Here is a 14,686-nt window from a genome sequence, read left to right on the forward strand (position 1 = left end):
AAAAGAGGATAACCCGGCTGGTTATCCTCAAAACATAGCGTTAAACATTCAGATAACAATGATGAAAAAATTACCGGAGAAGGGAATATTCCTAGGGCCGGTTACCACCAGGCCTCCACCTGTACGCCAACGTTCCAGGTGTTACTCGCAGTACCGTCTTTGAACGGCTTGCCATCCTGACTGTCGTTGAGATAAGAGGTATAAAGCCGTAATTCCGGTCGTGACATAAATGCCGGGCCTACCGCCAGCGCCAGTGCCAACGTATATTTCTCACCGCTTTGTTTAAATGAAGTGCCGTTCTTGAAGTTGTCTTTCTGGGTAAACGCACCCACTTCACCAATGCCGCGCACATAATCGGTAAACTGGTATTGCAAACGCCCTACCAACGACAGCAGCCGGGTGGTATCTGTGGCTTCATTGATGTGGTTAGCCGAGCCCCAGGTCAATACATGGTTGAATGACAGCCGCTCGGTGAGTGGGATAAGTCCTGTGTTGATCGCGCGATAACCGGTAGCGCTGTTAACCTGGTTCCACATGTCATACCAACCGCCGCCCTGTGACACCATGTTTTGCGCCAGTCCTTTATTGGCATACTGCAACACCACCTTGTTATAGCCGCCCAGCATGTCCTGACTGATTTCACCGGTCAGCATGACGCCGTTGTCTGCATCGTACAATCCGCCGTAGTCTTTCTGTTTTTTGGTGGCATTGGGCATGGCATAGTCGATACCGAATTCGGTCCAGGCACCTTTCCAGGGTTTCAGCCCGGCATAGCGCACATCGGCATAATTGATGTTGACGTTACTGTTGCCGTTGATGCGGTCATCCACGTCGTTGGCGTCGCCACGTATCCAGGCAACGGACAGCGCACCTGGGCCCAGCGTATAGTTTTCGATCCCGGCACCCGAGCCGGAAATATTCCAGTACTTGGTATCGATAATGTGGAGATCGTGACGCTGATAGTAGCGTTTCCCGCCCCAGATCATCGCGTTAGGATCGCCGGGGACCAGCCCCTTAATTTGCAAATTCAACTGACGCAGGCCGAACTGAGCATCATTGCCGACGGTGGTTTCGTTATCGTTAGAGCCATCTGACACCATACTGACCATGCTGTCGACGTAGAAACTGACATCGTTTTTCTTGTACACCTCTGAGCCCAGTTCCACTTCGCCGTAAGTATCGTTTTCGTTACCCAGGCGACCAACTTTGTTTTTCTGCCATTGTGCCATGCCGCCATCATTGGATACTCCCACACCGCCACGCAGGTAGCCGTGAAAATCGATGGGGACGCTGGTGGCCTCTGCTGCCAGCAAGGCAGGCGAGATCAACATGGCGGTGAGTGCGGTAGAGACAGTAAGGAGTTTGGTGTTCATGATGGCCTCTTGTTGTAATGTATTACGTTCACATTTATGGGTAGATAAAATGCTTAAGCGTAAAACTGAGCAACGATTTCGTTGGTTTATTGTGATTTAATGCAAATAAATCATTTTGTTTTGTAGTGATTGGTGAGGTCCGTCACGGGTTTTTGTTGTGTGAGCGTAATACTTTTATGTGATTTAGCCAGAATGGCATTTCGGGCATGGTTTTTTGGTTGAGGCAGCTGTTACAATCCCGCTAAAACCACGACGGGAAACCCGACCATGAAGTCGAAAAGCGCTACGTTAGAGGATGTTGCCCGCCATGCGGGTGTTTCTTATCAGACGGTATCGCGGGTGCTAAATAAATCTGCGAATGTCTCCGAGTCCACGCGCCGCAAGGTGGAGCAGTCTATCGAGTTGCTGCGTTATGTACCTAACCGACTGGCTCAGCAACTGGTGGGTAAGCAAAGCATGACGGTGGGGCTGGTGACGACATCGCTGGCGCTGCACGCACCGTCACAAGTCGCCGCGGCGGTGAAAAGATACGCAAATATCGAAGGCTATCAGGTACTGATCTCGATGATTGATGAGAACGTCAATCATGGCATTCAGGATTCTATTAATGAACTCAAGTCACAGCGGGTTGATAAGGTTATCATCAACGTGCCGCTGGAAACGGAAGAAGCGCAGCGTATCGCCGCGGACAACGACGACGTTTTGTGCCTGTTTTTGGATGTGGACCCCTACAGTTCGGTGTTCAACGTGTCATTTAACCCGGCGGATGGCACGCGCGCCAGCGTGAAGTATCTGTATGAACTGGGGCACCGTGATTTTGCGTTACTGGCGGGACCAGCCGGCTCAGTTTCCGCAAGGCTGCGGCTAAAAAACTGGCTGGAAACGCTGGAGGGATACGGCCTGACGCCGACAACGGTGATGCATGGCAACTGGGATGCACAGAGCGGTTACGCCAGCGCATTGCAGATGCTGCGTGAAACGCCGCAATTCAGCGCGGTTCTGGTCGCCAACGACCAGATGGCGCTCGGTGTATTGAGTGCGTTTCATCAAAACCAGTTGACTATTCCCGGCCAGAAATCAGTGATTGGTTATGACGGGACTTATGAAAGTTCGTTCTTCCACCCGGCGTTAACCACCGTCTCGCTGGATCTCGACCTGCAGGGCAAGGAAGCGGTTAATCGCCTGCTGAGCGCTGGTGACAGCGACGTTCAACGTTCGTCTTCCATTCTGCCTGCCAGGTTGGTTATCCGTAACTCTACCGGCCCGCGTATTGATGAGCAGCGCGATTTGCAGCAAATCGCCGAAGAATTACGGTTGATTGCGCATCGCTTGAGTCAGTAAAAGGCGTTGTGCAAACAACGGTAAAAATCTGCTGAGAGTAAGAAGTAAGAGCCGGTGGGAACAAAAACTGGCAAGAATAAAAACCCGGCGAGAGTGACTCGCCGGGTTTGCAAAATCAGTCTTAACGGGAACCCCGTACTGCCGCGTTCCTGATAAGACAACCGGGATTAGGCGGTGGTGTTGATATTACGCCCGATAGCCGGATTGGCAGGTAATTGAGGGATGGACTGGACGAGGCTGGTCACGGTGTCTTTCTGATTATCCAGAGATTTTTTAAGAACAGCAGTACCGATCTCGCTGCTAAGCTGCATGTTATTCAGACCAGTGGAAAGCGATGCAATCTGTGATACATCCATTGTGGTTATCCTATGGTTGTGCTGGAAGAGGGCCGGTACAGCAATGAACTGCTCTGTGTAAATGAACCGCTCTGCGTACCGACGTGACGTCCATCAATACGGTATCCATTCGCATACCGATGCGCTGGTGCAATATCACACCAGCGTCTTTACGGTATCGGTCTTTTTTGCTCAAACTTTAGGCTAGCAGGTTCTGGACATGACTGCCGCTCTTTTCGTCACATTAGTCGTATTAGCTCAAACTTGACCTGACAGTATTTTCTGGTAGTGCACAATCAAATCTGACAGCCGGTTTTGAGCGAGAAGCGGAAGTTGGCGCTAAAAAGATGACTACCGATGCCGTGTCGATTCAGATAAATAAAAATGAGAATCAGCGTCTGAAGATCACCAGTGCCTCTGCATTTTCGGCCACACAGTGGTGTTTTTTGGAAAAGTCATGTAGAAGCATTCCGCTCAAAGCAAAAATTACAGGGTAAAACCACCATCACCCACTTGCGCCAGTGCATACCATTTCATCAACTCAGCCGTTCCCGGCTCGTTTTCGGCGGGTGCCCATGGGGCCATATCTTGCTCAGCTACTGGCTGGTAACCCCCGTGTTTTACCTCAAAAATAACGCCTCCTTTATCCATCGACAAAACTGCATGCCAGGTCCCAGCATCCATTTCCAGCACCTTGCAGTCTTCACCTAGCACAACGCGGTGGGTCACGTTGCCTTCGTCATCAAAATTCAATACCAAAAAGCGTCCGATGAGGGATGTCAGCAGCTCAAACGTGTGCGGGTGGCGGTGAGGGCGAACATAGGTACCCGGTTCCATAGCGATAGCCAGGCGCTGAACAGGATCGCTCAATTCAGGGTGGAGATTACGATGAGCACGTAAGCGAGGGGAATTTTCAGCCTGTGCGCTTTGTTCTTGTAGATCACTGAACGTAATTTGTTTCATATTAGCCTTTGTGAATGTAGGTCGCTCACAGTAACCCGGATGCCGTGAGGTTTTATGCTATCAATATCTTTTTAATCATTAGCGTTTCAACTTTCCAAAGCAGAAACAGGATTTGTTACTTTTACTGAAAATAGCTTATCAATTTTTCGCCTATGTATCAGATCATTCATTGCATGGTGTCAACGGGGTATGTTCTGTTCTTCGGTGAAAATTACATATTATCGATAGTAATGTCCGCTTGGCACAAAGCTGCCTGTCAGCTTAAGTCATGCTTTGTGCCGTAAAAGTGCCAGATCTGGTCGCGACTAATAGATATTAGTCGTCGTCTGCAATGTCATCGTCGAAAAACCAGTAACCCTGATTGATCAGTCCGGTTAATTCCGCCACGAAAGCCGGGTTGTGCAGCGCGTCACCCAGTTCTTTTTTACCGATAGTGGTGTAACGGCACAAGGCATCGGCTGCATCCGGTGCGACGGTATCCAGTTCTTCACTATTAATAAAAAAATGGTTCCCGATATGCAGTACCCGTAGTCCGTTTAAGCGGGTCAGTACTTCACCGGCCTGCAGGGCATCGGCAATTTCATCCGGTTCGTAGGGCGGTTCCGCTGGTGCGATATCCAACTCGTGGCGCGGCGTGCTCGCAAAGCGACCAAACCACTGTTTAAACGCTTCCGGCTGATTGATCACCTCAATCATCATGTTACGCAGGCGATCAAGCTCATACTCTTCCACCCGGCCTGGGTGTTCCCGGCAGGTTAAGTCCGGGTCGCTGTAGTGCTCGCTGCCGAGGTCGTGTTCCAGCGCATAGTCTGCAAAGCTGCTGATCAAATCTCTACCGTTCGGCCCACGGAAACCAACCGAGTAGTTGAGTGTGGTTTCGAAGGTGAAGCCATCGTGCGGGAAACCCGGCGGAATATATAAGATGTCGCCCGGTTCAAGCTCTTCTTCAATAATTGGCGTGAACGGATCAACGTGCAGCAGTGCCGGATGCGGGCAGAACTGACGCATCGGTAATTTATCACCGACCCGCCAGCGGCGGCGGCCCATCCCCTGAATAATAAACACATCGTACTGGTCGATATGCGGCCCAACGCCACCACCCGGTACGGAAAAGGAGATCATCAAGTCGTCTAAACGCCAGTCCGGCAGTACGCGAAACGGGCGCACCAGTTCGGCAGACGGCGCATGCCAATGGTTAACCGCCTGCGCCAACAATGACCAGCCGGTTTCCCCTAAGTGATCAAACTGCTCGAATGGGCCATTCCATGCCTGCCATTGGTTATTCACATGGCTGACGATGCGGCTATCGACTTCCGGCTCCATCGCCAGACCTGCCAGCTCATCCGGCGTAATCGGATCGATGAAATTCGGGAAGGCATTTTTTAAGACAACAGGTTGTTTCTGCCAGTATTTTTCTAAAAATTCGGGCCAGTTAAGGTTAAGCTGATAAGCCATACATTCACACCAGTGAGAAGACAAACGGGCTTGATTATAAAGACGCTGGATGCCCGGTCGCCTTGTCATGGGTCAAGGTCGTGCGTTTGGGCGGTTATCATTGTGAATGTGTTGGCGAGGGCGTGACCGCTATCACGGCGTACAACGTCATGACAGGCGGTCATCGCGGTTGAAAGAATAATGAATGAAAATATATTATATATAATTGTATATTGATGGGGTGTCAGCTATGCTACAAACCGGCGATCAGACGTTACCCGACGACATGAGAAAGGCAGCCCAAGCGGCGGCGGATGTGCTGCGTGGGCTTGCTAACGATGACCGCTTACTGTTGATGTGCCAGCTTACCCGCGGGGAAGCCTGTGTGGCTCAGTTAGAAGAGCGATTGGGCATACACCAGCCTACGCTGTCGCAACAGTTAGGCGTGATGCGGCGTCTGAATCTGGTGACGACACGGCGGGAAGGCAAACAGATTTTTTACCGCATCGAAGATGAACGGGTACTGTCACTGCTCAACACGCTATATACCCTGTACTGCCCACAGGCAGAGGATGAGTAAAACATCATGATCAATCTTGAACAATTCACGCCATTGCCCAGTTTAAGCGGCGGGTTGCTGATTGGTATCGCGGCCAGTGTACTGGTTCTTTTTTGTGGCAGAATCGCCGGTATCAGTGGGATTCTGGTCGGCGTGTTGCCCGGAAAAGGAAAAATAATCGAGAAATGGCGGCTGGCGTTTCTTGCTGGTCTCATTCTCTCACCGCTTTTGTATACCGCGTTCTTCCACCACCCAGACGTTACGCTCAGTACTTCTACGCCGGGATTACTGTTGGCCGGTTTTCTGGTGGGGGTGGGAACACGACTGGGTTCGGGATGCACCAGTGGGCACGGTGTCTGCGGGTTGTCCCGTTTTTCTGTGCGTTCGCTGGTCGCCACCCTGGTTTTTATGGTGGTGGGTTTCGCGACGGCCACATTAATCGGCTATTTTTAGTGGTAAGGATAAGACGATGACTCTTCTGGTGTCTTTTTTCTCCGGCCTGATCTTTGGATTTGGGTTACTGATGAGCGGAATGGCTAACCCGGAAAAGGTGTTGGGTTTTTTGAATGTATCCGCCGCGTGGGATCCCTCACTACTGTTTGTGATGGTGGGGGCTATCGCCGTCGGTATTGTTGGTTTTTCGCTGGCAAAACGACGCAAGACGGCACTTCTCGGCATGGACATGGCCTTACCGAAAAGTAAAACAATAGATGGTTCGCTCATCACCGGTGCGCTGTTATTCGGAGCCGGGTGGGGGATTGCCGGTATTTGCCCCGGACCGGCGTTGGTGCTGGTGGGCGCAGGTTATACCAAAGGAATGTTATTTACCCTGGCGATGTTGGGCGGCATGGGATTCGCCGGGCTGATTAAGCGTTTTTGATGAGGTGCTATTTTATAAAAGATCTCGTGCTCTGGTGAGCCGCGATGTCCCCCACGTACAGATACCCGAATCACTTACCTGAGTAAGCTCATCGGGATGAAATGAGAGACATCCTGTCTCTCACCAGAGGCCAGCCGTTGGCTGGTCAGATTCGTTCCCAACGAATTTGTCACGCACTTGCCGCGTTACAAGGCTCTAACGGGCTTTGCCCTGCAGGGCCAACGCATCGCCTTGTTCAACACGCGAGTGTGTTGTCCTGCAACTCGAATTATTTGGGGTATCTATCTGGTACTACCCACTTGGTACCACCCACCTGGTGTTCGCAACCATTAACAACACTGCGTCAAAAAATCACTGACGGTCTGCATGCACAATGCCCGTTCTTCGACATGGGGCATATGGCTGGAGGATTCGAAAATGACCCATTGTGCACCGGTAATCTTGTCCATAAACGGCTGCACCACCTCGGGCGTGGCTTCATCATAGCGACCAGAAATCAGCAATGTGGGTACGCGTACTTGTGGCAAACGGTCAATAATCGTCCATTCTTTCATGTTGCCGATAACGTGGAATTCCGTCGGGCCGTTCATCGCGTGATATACCGTCGGATCGGCGTCTATGGCGTCAAAGGTGTGCTGCACTTCCGACGGCCAGGGTGAGAGCCGACAGACATGGCGCTGGTAAAATACCTGGCTGGCTGCTTTGTATTCAGCGCTGTCCAGCGTGCCTGCCGCTTCGTGCGCCAGCAGTGTCTGCTGCACATCCGGCGGAAGCTGCGCGCGCAGTTTCGCCGCGCCTTCCAGCCACAGCGCCATTGAGGCCGGTGAGTTGGCGATAATCATCGCTTTCAACCCTTGCGGCTGGGTGACCGCATGTTCTGCTGCCAGCATTCCGCCCCAGGATTGCCCCAGCAGCGCGTAGTTGTTGGCAATCTCCAGCGCCTGCAGCAGATGATTCAGTTCGTCGAGAAACAGCGAGGGCTGCCAGAAATCGGGGCTTTTCTCTGGCAGATGGGTGGAACGTCCGTTACCTAATTGATCGTAGTGGATCACGGCGCGCCCGGTTTCGGCGATATCTTTGAACGCATCAACATAATCGTGAGTGCAGCCGGGACCACCGTGCGCGACCACCAACGGTGTCTGACCGTTGTGCAGATCGCCGCAGATGCGAAACCAGGTCTGATACCCCCGGAAAGGGACATAGCCTTCTCGAATGGTGTACATGAGTGACGTTTACCCTGTTAAGTGAAGTGGCTTTCAGGTTAGAACGTCACTGCTTGCGCTGAACACTAGCAAAAATGCTAGTTATTAACTGTCCAGCAAACGGTAATGCAACGCCCGGACAACAGCCTGCACGCGGTTGGTCGCGCCGAGCTTTTTCGCCGCCGTATTCAGATGCAGCGTGACAGTCGCGACCGAGCGGTGCAGCTTGCGGGCAATCTCTTTCGCCGTCAGTCCTTCGGCGGACCACGCCAGACATTCGCGCTCGCGGTTGCTCAGTTTGACATGGCGGCAGGTAAGCATTGAGGCGTCAAACAGCGGGAACGCCGACTCCTGAAAGCGGTGCGCCAGAAAGGTCAACTGCGCCAGCGTTTCGCTGATATCCCGCTCTTCCCGCTGGTTGGTCACAATGCCGGTTAGCGTGACAAAACCACCATTGGGCAGATGTAGCGGCACAGTAGCGCCGCAGGGCATATTGTTATCGCGCATGTAGTGTGTCACTTCTTGCGCATTCTCATCCAGTCGCCCCTGCAATGCGCTGCGATCCGGGCGTTGATAGGACCAGACAAACGGCGCGCAACTCCCCAGTGCAAAATGCTGAACCGGATCGACCTGATAGTAGCCACGCTCACACCACAGCCAGCGCATATCATCCGGCACATTGCGCATCTCCAGCAGCGATGGCGTAATCAGCGCGCCTTCCAGCGAACGCGGCACCGGCGTGTAGTCGTAAATCACCGCATCAAAACCCAACGCCTGCGTCCGGGCAAACAGCCCGGCAAAAGCCTCTTCAAGCCTGGCGGTGTTGGTTGCACCAGGGCTTTCGATATCAATACGCATAATGAACTCCCCCAAGATAAACGGTGCCATGCCACGGGTACGGTTTGTGCAATTTCCCCGTGGCTTCGCCAAGGCATGCAATTCCGGTGCCGTCCTGCGGGAAAGGTAAAACTAGTATTTTTGCTAACTACCCAGCCCTGAATGATGTCGTTAGCGTAAAGAAAACGCCTGATAAGGCTGACCAGGCGCAAATTGATGACACAGGGCTGCACTGTGGCGGAGCGATTTTTTAACCCTTCACCACCGTATGCACCATGGGAGTTCGCTGATGCATCGTTACCGTTTTCTGTTATTTCGACCCTTGCAACTGCTGCCCGTACTGTTTGGGATCAGCATCATTACCTTCGCGATGGTACGGGCAATCCCCGGCGATCCGGCGCGCATTCTGCTCGGCGTACACAGTACGCCAGAAGCACTGGCGCGTATCCGTGCGCAGTTTGGTCTCGATGAACCATTATGGGTGCAGTACGGCTACTTTCTGCGCAATTTATTACAGGGGGAACTGGGCAAATCGATTGTCTACCGCGTTGATACCCTGAAGCTGATTAACTCACGTCTTGAACCGACATTGTGGCTAGTGTTTGGCAGCGTGCTGCTGGCGGTGATCCTTACTATTCCTCTGGCCTCGCTGGCGGCACGGCAGCGAGGGCGGGTGGCGGATCAACTGATCCGTCTGTTCACCACAGCCGGGTTAGGGTTTCCGGCGTTCTGGCTCGGCATCATGATGATCATCATTTTTAGCGTGGTGCTCGGTTGGTTCCCGGTCTCCGGTTACGGCAGTGATTTTGCCAACCAGCTGCACCATATGGTGCTGCCGTGCCTGACGGTAGCACTGGCATTATCAGCAGTCCTGATTCGTAACCTGCGCGCCAGCCTGCTGATGGAAATGAGCAGTGATTATGTGGTGGCGGCGAGGGCGCGGGGGCAGCGTGAAAACCGTATCTTCTGGCGTCACGTGTTGCCCAACTCATTGGTGCCGACGTTAAACCTGCTGGCGGTGAATATTGGCTGGCTGATTGGTAGCACGGTAGTGATTGAGAGCGTGTTCGCTATTCCGGGGCTGGGACAGTTGCTGGTGAAAGCGATTTTTAGCCGCGACTACATGGTGGTGCAGGGCGTGGTGATGGTGTTTGCGCTGGCAACGGTGGTGGTCAATTTGCTGGCCGATGTACTGACCGTGGCACTGGATCCGAGGGTGAAGTTATGAGTGCGCTCAGCGTGATTTCCGGGTTACGCCGCCGGGCGATCCCACGCCAGCACGCGTTGCGCGCCGGGATAGTGATTGTCGGTCTGTGGTTGTTTATCGCCCTGTTTGCTCCATGGCTGGCACCGTTTGATCCCATTACGCAGGATGCCACATCGAGTCTGCTTTCCCCCGGCGGCGCGCACCTGTTCGGTACCGATAACTTTGGCCGCGATATCTTCTCGCGCGTGCTGTGGGGCGCGCGGGTGGATCTGCAAATCTGCCTGCTGGGGGTTATCTTCCCGTTTCTGCTCGGCACCACGCTCGGTGCGCTGTCCGGTTATCTCGGCGGCGTGGTGGATGCGGCCATTATGCGGCTGATTGACATCGTGCTGGCGTTTCCTTTTCTGGTACTGATGCTGGCGATCATCGCCATCCTCGGTCCGGGGCTGGGCAGTTTCTATATTGCGATGGCGATGGTCGGCTGGGTCTCTTACGCCCGGCTGGTGCGGGCGCAAGTGCTGACGCTAAAACAGCGGGATTTTATTGTCGCGGCACGCAGCCTTGGTTACCGCCACGCACGCATTCTGTTCCGCCATCTGTTGCCGAACGCTATCACCGGCGCGCTGGTGTTCTCCATGTCCGACTGTGTGCTGGTGCTGCTGAACGGTGCGGCGGTCAGCTACCTTGGGCTGGGCGTGCAGCCGCCCACGGCGGAGTGGGGCGTGATGGTGGCGGAGGGGCAGAGCTTTATCACCACCGCGTGGTGGATAACCACCTTTCCGGGGCTGGCGATTGTGTTGTTGGCGATGGGCTTCAGCCTGCTGGCCGATGGCCTTGGCGATAAACTGGGAGCGCGCGTATGACACTGCTGACAGTCTCAGAACTGACTATTACCCGCGAGCCGGATATCGCGCTGGTCGATAAAGTCTCATTTACGCTGAATGCCGGCGAGATGCTCGGCCTGGTCGGCGAGAGCGGCTCCGGGAAAACCGTGACCTGTCGGGCATTGATGCGTCTGCTGCCCGGCCAGGGGCTGGCCATTACCGGCGGCGAAGTGCGGCTGGGCGGCCGCGACCTGTTGTCGTTAAGCGAAGCGCAAATGTCGGCGGTGCGCGGACGTGAAATGGGGATGATTTTCCAGAACCCGGCCAGCCACCTCAACCCGGTGATGACTATCGGTGAGCAGATTGCTGAAAGCCGCCGCCGTCATTTCGGCACCAGCCGCGCACAAGCGCGGGAAGATGCCAAAGAACTGCTGCGTCAGGTCGGTATCCCCGATCCGCAAAACCGCATTCATAACTATCCGCATGAATTTTCCGGCGGCATGCGCCAGCGCGCAATGATCGCCGTGGCACTGGCACCTGAGCCGTCGCTGCTGATTGCCGACGAGCCAACCACGGCGCTGGATGTCACTGTGCAGATGCAGATCCTGCGTCTGCTCAGCGACTTGCGCCAGCAACTGGGGCTGGCGGTGATCATGATCACCCACGATCTCGGTGTGGTGGCGCAAACCTGCGATCGCATCGCCGTCATGTACGGCGGGCGGCTGTGCGAAGTGGGCGGCAAGCGCGATGTGCTGGCGCAGCCGCTGCATCCCTACACTCGTGGATTAATTGATTGCCAGCCAGCCAACGAAGGCGGGCAGGGGCGACTGGTGACCATCAGCGGCCAGCCTCCAGTGGCGGATAATTTCCCGGCCGGTTGCCGCTTTCATCCCCGCTGCCAGTACGCCAGCGCGGCTTGTCAGCAGCAGCCTGCGCTGCGGCAGGGGCGCGACACGCTGACGCATGCGGCGGCCTGCCATCACGCATTACAACCAATTAGCCTGCGGGAGGGCGCATGACGACATCAGCAAACTGGCCCCTGTTAGAGGCGGATAATGTCAGCGTGACCTTTCCGGTTTCCGGCGGCTTGATGGGCGCCAGGCGGATGGTGCACGCCGTTAATGAGGTCACACTGAAAATTCATGCCGGGGAAACCCTCGGTTTGGTGGGCGAATCCGGCAGCGGCAAAAGCACGCTGGGGCGGGCGTTATTGCAGCTTGAGCGGGTGACGGCGGGCGAGGTGCGCTTCGATGGATACCGTATTACTCATGGGCTGAAGAGCGACGTGGCGCGGTTGCGCCTGCAAACGGCGATGATTTTTCAGGATCCTTTCGCCTCGCTTAACCCTCGCCAGACCATCGGCGACAGTATCGCGGAAGTGTTGCGTGTGCATCGAAAAGTGCCGCGCAGCGGTGTGAATGCTCGGGTGGTTGAACTGCTGACGTTAGTCGGGCTGCGCCCGGAGCAAGCGAAGGTTCGGCCTGGCCAGCTGAGCGGCGGGCAGTGCCAGCGTGCCGGGATTGCGCGCGCGCTGGCGATCGAACCCCGGTTGATTGTAGCAGATGAGTGCGTGGCGGCACTGGACGTTTCCATTCAGGGGCAGATCGTTAACCTGCTCATGGAGCTGCGCGAAAAGATGGGGCTGGCGATTTTGTTTATCGCGCACGATCTGGCGATTGTACGCCGCCTGTGCGATCGCGTGGCGGTGATGTACCTCGGGCGCATTGTCGAAGAAGGCCCCTGCGAAGCGGTGTTCATGCAGCCGCGCCACCCTTATACCGCCGCGCTGGTAGCGGCTATCCCGGAAATTGACCCCGATAAACTGCTGCCCGCAGAACCGCTTGGCGGTGAACCGCCCAGCCCGTTATCCATTCCACAAGGTTGCGCTTTCCATCCGCGCTGCCCCTATGCGCAAGTGCAGTGTCGCACGGGCGCGTTACCTCCAACCCGGCAGATTGCCGATCACGCATATTCCTGTGTGTTGACCCACACAGGCGATGAGACTGTTTTTCCTTTAACCAGGAGATCTTTTGATGAAGCACAGGCATGTTAAGTTGTTGGCAGCCAGCGTTTTTCTGGCGCTCAGTGTGGTCAGCGAAATGGCGCAGGCGGCAGGCGTATTAACTATTGGTCGTCGCGAAGACAGCACCACGTTCGACCCTATCAAATCGGCGCAAAACGCCGACAACTGGGTGTTTTCCAACGTCTTTGATCCGCTGGTGCGGGTGGATAAAACCGGCACCAGGCTGGAGCCGGGCGTGGCGGAAAGCTGGACCATTTCGCCGGACGGCAAGGTCTATACCTTTAAAATTCGCGACACCAAATTTTCCGACGGTACACCGGTGAGCGCCAGCGATGCCGCGTTCAGCCTGCTGCGTATTCGTGACGATGCCGGTTCATTGTGGCGCGATTCGTACAGCATTATCGATAAAGCCGAAGCGCCGGATGCACGCACGCTGGTCGTCACGCTGAAATCGCCGTCTGCACCATTCCTGTCACAACTGGCATTGCCGAATGCGTCGGTTATTTCGGAAAAAGCGCTGAAGGACGAAGGGGCGGAGACGTTTGCCGAAAAACCGGTCGGCTCTGGCGCGTTTAGCGTGAAAGAGTGGGTGCGCGGCGAGAAAATCGTGCTGGTGAAGAACCCGAACTTCTGGCAGGCGAAGAACGTCAGCCTCGACGAAGTGGACTGGCTGACCATTCCTGATGACAACACCCGTATGCTGAAAGTGCAGGCCGGTGAGTTGGATGCCGCGCTAATGGTGCCGTTTTCGCGTATTGCCTCACTGCAAAAAGACAACAACCTGAAGGTGGAACTGGATCCATCAACCCGTGAAGATCATCTGTTGATCAACCACTCGCACGGTGTGTTAGGTAAAGTGGAAGTGCGGCAGGCGCTGGACTTCGCCATCGATAAAGAGGCGATTGTGAAGACCGTGACCTTTGGCTACGGCCAGGTGGCGAACTCCTATATCCCGGCTGGTGCGCTGTATCACTACAGCGATAACCTGCGCCGCGCCTACGATCCAGAGAAAGCAAAGCAGATGCTGAAAGCCGCAGGGGCGTCTAACCTCACACTGAATTATCTGGTGAATGCCGGTGATGAAGTGGATGAGCAGATTGCCATTCTGCTGCAACAGCAACTGGCGAAAGCGGGTGTGAAAGTGAACCTGCAAAAAGTTGATCCGAGCCAAAGCTGGAATATGCTGATAGCGGGCGACTATGATATTTCGGTGATGTACTGGACCAATGATATTCTCGACCCGGATCAGAAAACCACCTTTGTGCTGGGCCACGATTCGAACATGAATTACATGACGCGTTATAATAATGACAAAGTGAAATCACTCGTGGCGGCTGCGCGGGTGGAAATGGATCCGAAAAAACGTGAGCAAATGTATATTGAATTGCAAAAAATGGCGAAAGCCGATGTGAACTGGATCGATCTCTATTATAGCTCTTATCGTAATGTAACTCGGAAAAACATCGACGGTTTCTACCAGAACCCGCTTGGCCGTTTCTTCCTCGAAGATACGGTGAAGAAATAATATATACTTCAAGATTGCTCCAGGCCGCTATATAACTATTCATGCGGCTTGGAGCCATCGCTACACAGGCATACCCAAACAAGGCGAGCTGCCCTGACTGTTACACTGATGCCATTAAGGGCATACTCCCCCCTGAACATAAGGCCCAATAGCGGCAGGGGCCAGGGACGTTGAAATTACTGA

At 54.4% G+C, this 14,686-nt stretch carries 15 protein-coding genes; 9 read left to right on the forward strand and 6 right to left on the reverse strand.

Translation table 11 applies throughout. From position 1 onward, the window contains the following. Nucleotides 1-101: 101 nt before the first annotated feature. Complete coding sequence (locus FGI04_RS04180; protein WP_407321620.1) at nucleotides 102-1,373, reverse strand: maltoporin; 1,272 nt, start codon at nucleotides 1,371-1,373, stop codon at nucleotides 102-104. A 267-nt stretch (nucleotides 1,374-1,640) separates the two neighbouring features. On the opposite strand from FGI04_RS04180, the gene FGI04_RS04185 reads away from it, so the two are divergent. Further along, nucleotides 1,641-2,714: a LacI family DNA-binding transcriptional regulator gene (locus tag FGI04_RS04185; RefSeq protein WP_210174124.1), complete on the forward strand. Its 1,074-nt coding sequence runs from the start codon at nucleotides 1,641-1,643 to the stop codon at nucleotides 2,712-2,714. A gap of 167 nt (nucleotides 2,715-2,881) precedes the next feature. On the opposite strand, the gene FGI04_RS04190 is transcribed toward FGI04_RS04185, so the two are convergent. The 3 genes from FGI04_RS04190 to FGI04_RS04200 all read right to left on the reverse strand — a co-directional run bounded on the left by FGI04_RS04190 (nucleotide 2,882) and on the right by FGI04_RS04200 (nucleotide 5,467). Further along, nucleotides 2,882-3,070, reverse strand: a complete 189-nt coding sequence (locus FGI04_RS04190) for a YjfB family protein (RefSeq protein ID WP_019844956.1) — start codon at nucleotides 3,068-3,070, stop codon at nucleotides 2,882-2,884. A gap of 465 nt (nucleotides 3,071-3,535) precedes the next feature. After that, complete coding sequence (locus tag FGI04_RS04195; protein ID WP_342700304.1) at nucleotides 3,536-4,012, reverse strand: WbuC family cupin fold metalloprotein; 477 nt, start codon at nucleotides 4,010-4,012, stop codon at nucleotides 3,536-3,538. A 315-nt stretch (nucleotides 4,013-4,327) separates the two neighbouring features. Next, nucleotides 4,328-5,467 (reverse strand): ribosomal protein uL16 3-hydroxylase, encoded by a 1,140-nt coding sequence (locus FGI04_RS04200; protein WP_038905122.1) that lies wholly within the window; start codon nucleotides 5,465-5,467, stop codon nucleotides 4,328-4,330. Nucleotides 5,468-5,696: 229 nt separating this feature from the next. On the opposite strand from FGI04_RS04200, the gene FGI04_RS04205 reads away from it, so the two are divergent. The 3 genes from FGI04_RS04205 to FGI04_RS04215 are packed head-to-tail and all read left to right on the forward strand — an operon-like array spanning nucleotide 5,697 to nucleotide 6,885. Continuing rightward, the gene (locus tag FGI04_RS04205; RefSeq protein WP_016943401.1) at nucleotides 5,697-6,026 is read left to right on the forward strand and encodes an ArsR/SmtB family transcription factor; all 330 of its coding nucleotides are present in this window, start codon (nucleotides 5,697-5,699) and stop codon (nucleotides 6,024-6,026) included. Between the two features lie 6 nt (nucleotides 6,027-6,032). After that, nucleotides 6,033-6,458, forward strand: a complete 426-nt coding sequence (locus FGI04_RS04210; protein WP_407336317.1) for a YeeE/YedE family protein — start codon at nucleotides 6,033-6,035, stop codon at nucleotides 6,456-6,458. 16 nt (nucleotides 6,459-6,474) lie between these two features. Continuing rightward, the gene (locus FGI04_RS04215; protein WP_407336319.1) at nucleotides 6,475-6,885 is read left to right on the forward strand and encodes a DUF6691 family protein; all 411 of its coding nucleotides are present in this window, start codon (nucleotides 6,475-6,477) and stop codon (nucleotides 6,883-6,885) included. A gap of 329 nt (nucleotides 6,886-7,214) precedes the next feature. On the opposite strand, the gene FGI04_RS04220 is transcribed toward FGI04_RS04215, so the two are convergent. Continuing rightward, on the reverse strand, nucleotides 7,215-8,108 hold the full coding sequence (locus tag FGI04_RS04220; RefSeq protein WP_407336321.1) for a proline iminopeptidase-family hydrolase: 894 nt from the start codon (nucleotides 8,106-8,108) through the stop codon (nucleotides 7,215-7,217). 84 nt (nucleotides 8,109-8,192) lie between these two features. Next, nucleotides 8,193-8,945 (reverse strand): helix-turn-helix transcriptional regulator, encoded by a 753-nt coding sequence (locus FGI04_RS04225; protein ID WP_342700309.1) that lies wholly within the window; start codon nucleotides 8,943-8,945, stop codon nucleotides 8,193-8,195. A 268-nt stretch (nucleotides 8,946-9,213) separates the two neighbouring features. On the opposite strand from FGI04_RS04225, the gene FGI04_RS04230 reads away from it, so the two are divergent. The 5 genes from FGI04_RS04230 to FGI04_RS04250 are packed head-to-tail and all read left to right on the forward strand — an operon-like array spanning nucleotide 9,214 to nucleotide 14,503. Continuing rightward, nucleotides 9,214-10,152, forward strand: coding sequence for an ABC transporter permease (locus FGI04_RS04230; RefSeq protein WP_407336323.1), 939 nt, complete (start codon nucleotides 9,214-9,216; stop codon nucleotides 10,150-10,152). Then, entirely contained in the window at nucleotides 10,149-10,994 is an 846-nt protein-coding gene (locus FGI04_RS04235; protein ID WP_342700310.1) for an ABC transporter permease, read from the forward strand. Before FGI04_RS04230 ends, FGI04_RS04235 begins: the two co-directional genes overlap by 4 nt. Beyond that, the gene (locus FGI04_RS04240; RefSeq protein ID WP_342700311.1) at nucleotides 10,991-11,974 is read left to right on the forward strand and encodes an ABC transporter ATP-binding protein; all 984 of its coding nucleotides are present in this window, start codon (nucleotides 10,991-10,993) and stop codon (nucleotides 11,972-11,974) included. The genes FGI04_RS04235 and FGI04_RS04240 overlap by 4 nt, the downstream gene beginning before the upstream one ends. After that, nucleotides 11,971-13,008 (forward strand): ABC transporter ATP-binding protein, encoded by a 1,038-nt coding sequence (locus FGI04_RS04245; protein ID WP_342700312.1) that lies wholly within the window; start codon nucleotides 11,971-11,973, stop codon nucleotides 13,006-13,008. The genes FGI04_RS04240 and FGI04_RS04245 overlap by 4 nt, the downstream gene beginning before the upstream one ends. Continuing rightward, nucleotides 12,989-14,503 carry an ABC transporter substrate-binding protein gene (locus FGI04_RS04250; RefSeq protein WP_407273777.1) on the forward strand — a complete coding sequence of 505 codons (1,515 nt, stop codon included), beginning with the start codon at nucleotides 12,989-12,991 and terminating at the stop codon, nucleotides 14,501-14,503. The genes FGI04_RS04245 and FGI04_RS04250 overlap by 20 nt, the downstream gene beginning before the upstream one ends. Nucleotides 14,504-14,686: the final 183 nt, after the last annotated feature.

Source organism: Dickeya ananatis, from assembly GCF_019464615.1.
GTDB classification, from domain to species: domain Bacteria; phylum Pseudomonadota; class Gammaproteobacteria; order Enterobacterales; family Enterobacteriaceae; genus Dickeya; species Dickeya oryzae.

Coding starts and splice junctions, on each gene's coding strand:
- FGI04_RS04180 (WP_407321620.1), bottom strand. CDS start 1,373: ATGAACACCAAACTCCTTACTGTCTCTACCGCACTCACCGCCATGTTG.
- FGI04_RS04185 (WP_210174124.1), top strand. CDS start 1,641: ATGAAGTCGAAAAGCGCTACGTTAGAGGATGTTGCCCGCCATGCGGGT.
- FGI04_RS04190 (WP_019844956.1), bottom strand. CDS start 3,070: ATGGATGTATCACAGATTGCATCGCTTTCCACTGGTCTGAATAACATG.
- FGI04_RS04195 (WP_342700304.1), bottom strand. CDS start 4,012: ATGAAACAAATTACGTTCAGTGATCTACAAGAACAAAGCGCACAGGCT.
- FGI04_RS04200 (WP_038905122.1), bottom strand. CDS start 5,467: ATGGCTTATCAGCTTAACCTTAACTGGCCCGAATTTTTAGAAAAATAC.
- FGI04_RS04205 (WP_016943401.1), top strand. CDS start 5,697: ATGCTACAAACCGGCGATCAGACGTTACCCGACGACATGAGAAAGGCA.
- FGI04_RS04210 (WP_407336317.1), top strand. CDS start 6,033: ATGATCAATCTTGAACAATTCACGCCATTGCCCAGTTTAAGCGGCGGG.
- FGI04_RS04215 (WP_407336319.1), top strand. CDS start 6,475: ATGACTCTTCTGGTGTCTTTTTTCTCCGGCCTGATCTTTGGATTTGGG.
- FGI04_RS04220 (WP_407336321.1), bottom strand. CDS start 8,108: ATGTACACCATTCGAGAAGGCTATGTCCCTTTCCGGGGGTATCAGACC.
- FGI04_RS04225 (WP_342700309.1), bottom strand. CDS start 8,945: ATGCGTATTGATATCGAAAGCCCTGGTGCAACCAACACCGCCAGGCTT.
- FGI04_RS04230 (WP_407336323.1), top strand. CDS start 9,214: ATGCATCGTTACCGTTTTCTGTTATTTCGACCCTTGCAACTGCTGCCC.
- FGI04_RS04235 (WP_342700310.1), top strand. CDS start 10,149: ATGAGTGCGCTCAGCGTGATTTCCGGGTTACGCCGCCGGGCGATCCCA.
- FGI04_RS04240 (WP_342700311.1), top strand. CDS start 10,991: ATGACACTGCTGACAGTCTCAGAACTGACTATTACCCGCGAGCCGGAT.
- FGI04_RS04245 (WP_342700312.1), top strand. CDS start 11,971: ATGACGACATCAGCAAACTGGCCCCTGTTAGAGGCGGATAATGTCAGC.
- FGI04_RS04250 (WP_407273777.1), top strand. CDS start 12,989: ATGAAGCACAGGCATGTTAAGTTGTTGGCAGCCAGCGTTTTTCTGGCG.